This window comes from Lysobacter sp. TAB13 (genome assembly GCF_052113885.1).
In the GTDB taxonomy this organism is placed as follows: Bacteria; Pseudomonadota; Gammaproteobacteria; order Xanthomonadales; family Xanthomonadaceae; genus Lysobacter; species Lysobacter gummosus.
Map to the genome: position 1 here is coordinate 1 of NZ_JBFRDR010000145.1, position 508 is coordinate 508.

Genomic DNA, 508 nt, shown 5'->3' on the forward strand with positions numbered 1-508 from the left:
GGTCAGGATCGCGCCGGCAGGATCAGGCACGCGATAGGTGTTCGACCAGGCGAAGACCTGGGCGCCGGGCTTGCGGACGTCCTTGAAGCTGTCGACGAAATCGATGCGCGCGTTGATGCCGACGGCGCGCCACATCTCCTGGATGACCTGCGCCGCCTCGACATTGTAGAGGTAGTAGTTCGGGATCAGCCGGTAGGAGATCTCCTGGCCCTTGTAGCTGCTCTCGGCGAGGAGCTTTTTGGCGAGCGCGGGATCATAGGGATAGCCCTTGTTTTCCTTGACATAGATCGGCCCGAAGCTCGGCAGCTGGTGGCCGTTGGGCGCATAGGTCTGGCCCTTCCAGAGGGCATCGATCAATCCCTTGCGGTCGATCGCCAGGCTCATCGCGTGGCGCAGCTTCTTGTCGGAGAGCACCGGGTCGTTGGTGTTGAACTGGAGCACATGGCTGTTCTCCAGCGGCTCCGTCTTCAGCGTGACATCCTTGTATCGCTTGAGGCCGTCCCACTGG

Annotated in this window: 1 protein-coding gene; it reads right to left on the reverse strand. The window is 61.8% G+C overall.

Features of this window, described 5'->3' with window-relative positions; all coding sequences use genetic code 11:
- The coding region (locus AB4Y92_RS25545; protein ID WP_441822163.1) for an ABC transporter substrate-binding protein at nt 1–508 on the reverse strand (508 nt) is incomplete at both ends.